This window comes from Dietzia sp. B19, assembly GCF_014145155.1.
In the GTDB taxonomy this organism is placed as follows: Bacteria; Actinomycetota; Actinomycetes; order Mycobacteriales; family Mycobacteriaceae; genus Dietzia; species Dietzia natronolimnaea.
This window is the reverse complement of sequence record NZ_JAALED010000398.1, coordinates 1-2,559: the sequence shown is the minus strand read 5'-3', so window position 1 is coordinate 2,559 and position 2,559 is coordinate 1. Positions and strand designations below refer to the sequence as shown.

3 protein-coding genes and 1 pseudogene are annotated in these 2,559 nt (G+C 71.7%); 1 reads left to right on the top strand and 3 read right to left on the bottom strand.

Translation table 11 applies throughout. The features are described from left to right. Positions 1-216: 216 nt before the first annotated feature. From G6020_RS11620 to G6020_RS11610, 3 genes are all read right to left on the bottom strand, one after another. Entirely contained in the window at positions 217-720 is a 504-nt protein-coding gene (locus tag G6020_RS11620; RefSeq protein ID WP_179523417.1) for a metallophosphoesterase, read from the bottom strand. Between the two features lie 31 nt (positions 721-751). Then, positions 752-1,615 carry a DUF2993 domain-containing protein gene (locus tag G6020_RS11615; RefSeq protein ID WP_182610741.1) on the bottom strand — a complete coding sequence of 288 codons (864 nt, stop codon included), beginning with the start codon at positions 1,613-1,615 and terminating at the stop codon, positions 752-754. 110 nt (positions 1,616-1,725) lie between these two features. After that, complete coding sequence (locus G6020_RS11610; protein ID WP_182610740.1) at positions 1,726-2,226, bottom strand: DUF2505 domain-containing protein; 501 nt, start codon at positions 2,224-2,226, stop codon at positions 1,726-1,728. A 39-nt stretch (positions 2,227-2,265) separates the two neighbouring features. Here G6020_RS11610 and murB point away from each other — a divergent pair. Next, positions 2,266-2,559 (top strand): annotated as a pseudogene (gene murB, locus G6020_RS11605) (UDP-N-acetylmuramate dehydrogenase); the annotation flags it as partial.

Below are 2,559 nucleotides of genomic sequence, written 5' to 3'. Positions count from 1 at the left end.
TCCCGCCGTTCCCGCGGTGCTTCCAGTCGGTGGGGTTGACGCTGGTGGCCCTGACGCGCACCAGGATCTCGTTGGTCCGCGGCTCGGGGCGGGGCTGCTCGGAGACGACGAGGACGTCCGGATCGCCGAGGGAGTACTGGGTCACGGCACGCATGGTGGCTTCGGTGGTCATACGTCCCAGGGTGGCAGAATCCGTCGGCCGCCGCCCGGCGCCACCTACCGGGTCGGCGGAAGGCGGTGCAGCTCGACCTCGCCCACCACGCCGTCGGCGAGGGTGGCGGTCATGTACGTGCAGTACGGCTGCCGACGGCGGTCGGTGGGGGAACCCGGGTTGAGCAGCCGCAAGCCGTTCGCCGCGGTGGTGTCCCACGGGATGTGCGAGTGACCGAACACCAGGACGTCGGTGTCCGGATAGGCCTCGCTCATGCGCCTGTCCCGGCCCGCCGACGGCCCGGTCTCGTGCACCACCGCCACCCGCACCCCCTCGAGGGTCACGCGCGCCACCTCGGGCACCCGGGCGCGCAACTCGGGTCCGTCGTTGTTGCCCCAGCACGCGACCAACCGGGTGGAGCGTTCCTCCACCGCGTCGAGAAGTGCCACGTCCATCCAGTCGCCCGCGTGGACCACCACGTCCGCACCGTCGACCTCGTCCCACACCCGGGGCGGGAGATCGCGGGCGCGCGTCGGGACGTGGGTGTCGGCGATGATCAGCAGGCGCATGGGTTCAGTGTGCCGCGGGCACGGCAGTCGACTACCGGGTCGACTCCAGCACGACGTCGCGTCCGCTGAGGTCGACGACCATGCCGCCCGGGACCACGCGGACCCCGGTCAGCTGCACACCCTCGGGGAGTTCGGCGAGCGCGGAGTCCATCATCGAGACGGTGCCGCCGAGCAGCTCGGGCGGCAGCGCGAAGCCGAGGATCGACGCCTGTGACGGATCCATCTCCAGGTTTCCGCCGATCAACCGGGGGGTCACGACCGCCTCGGCGAGGCCGCTGATGGAGACACGGAGCGTGCCCGAGGCCGGGTCCGAGACGATCTCCTGCACCTGGATCAGACCGCCGAGCATGGTGTCGCCGGTGGAGTCCTGCTGCGCGGCGGTGGACATGGCCTGGTCGGAGACGAAGGCGTTCCCGGTCAGCGAGTCCACGTACGTGAGGTCGTCGGCCGAGCGGACCCCCTCGGCGGTGATGTCGATCGCGGGAGCGGGTCCGGCTCCGCCCTCTGCCGGGCTGCCGTCGGTGGTGATGCGGACGGTGCCCAGGTCGCCGCCGAAGTACGACAGGAGCACCGGGCGCGCGCCCAGCTCGACCTGCGCCGGGCTGCCCAGGGAGGCCGTGACCTCGTCCCGGATCTGGTTCTCGATCGCGTTGCGGGTGCCGAACTCGAGCCCCACCACTCCGGCCACCAGGCCGACCACTGCGATCGCGGCGATCAGAGCGATCATCGGGCCGCGACGCTTCCGGTCGGTGTCTCCGGTGTCTCCGGTGTCTCCGGTGGCGCCGCGGTCAGGCCGGTCACCGGCCGCTGCAGTGGCGAACTGCTGGGTCTCGGCGTGCTGGACGCCGGGTCGGTCGTGGACGGGGAGTCGCTGGGTGTCGTGCCGCGGGTGCATTCCGCCAATTGTCGCCGATGCCGGCCCGGATCGCAGAACCCGAGGTCAGCGCGGTGTTGGATGCGAGGTCAGCGCCGTGTCAGCGTTGTCAGCGGCGTGCCGACGCGGTGTCAGCGGGCGGCGGTCCAGCGGTTGAGGTGTTGCGTCTCGGCGTCGAAGAACCGGGTCAGGTGGGACACGACCAGCTTCTCCAGCTTGCCGCCCAGCAGCGGGACGGAGACCTTGACCTGGCCGGTCGCGGACTCCACCACCACGCCGCCCCGCGAGACGGCCTCCGAGCCGCCGTCGATGACCCCCAGCCCGCCGGCGGCCTCCGCGCGGGCGGAGCTCGAGAACCGCTCGCCGTCGAAGTCGGCATAGGTGGTGGTCCGCACGATGATCAACCGGCCGGGCAGGACCTTGCGGGCCACGTCCGGGATGTCCTCGTCCGGGATGTGCTGGGTCAGCGTGACCGTGGTGGAGTCCCCGGTGGTCTCGAACGCGTCGAGGGTGTCGTGGGGGCTGCCGATGGCGGCCATGCGGTCGTGCCAGAAGGCCTCGTCGCCGTACGAGGTGAACACGGTCTCGAGGTGGGCGTCGATGTGGGCCGAGTGGGAGAAGCGGGTCGCCATGGGGTCAAACCCTACAAGGGGGCGGTTACTCTCGGACGCGTGCTCCCGCCCTCCTCCGATCGCCGCACCGCTGACCACGCCGACGACGTGATCCGCGGATTGTCCGACGTGGCCGGTCTCCGCGTGGTCCCCGATCCCCGCCTGGCCGATCTCACCACCCTGCGCATCGGTGGTCGCCCCCGCGCGCTGCTGGAGTGCGAGACGGCCCACGCGGTCACGGTCGCGGTCGGGGCCCTCGATGCCGCCGGCGTTCCGGTCCTCGTGCTGGGCGGCGGGTCGAACCTGGTGGTCGCCGGCGGCGACCTCGACATGGTGGTGGTGGCCGTCCGCAAC

Excerpts from the sequence above, each read along its gene's own strand:
- G6020_RS11610 (WP_182610740.1), bottom strand. The coding sequence starts at position 2,226 with ATGGCGACCCGCTTCTCCCACTCGGCCCACATCGACGCCCACCTCGAG.
- G6020_RS11615 (WP_182610741.1), bottom strand. The coding sequence starts at position 1,615 with ATGCACCCGCGGCACGACACCCAGCGACTCCCCGTCCACGACCGACCC.
- G6020_RS11620 (WP_179523417.1), bottom strand. The coding sequence starts at position 720 with ATGCGCCTGCTGATCATCGCCGACACCCACGTCCCGACGCGCGCCCGC.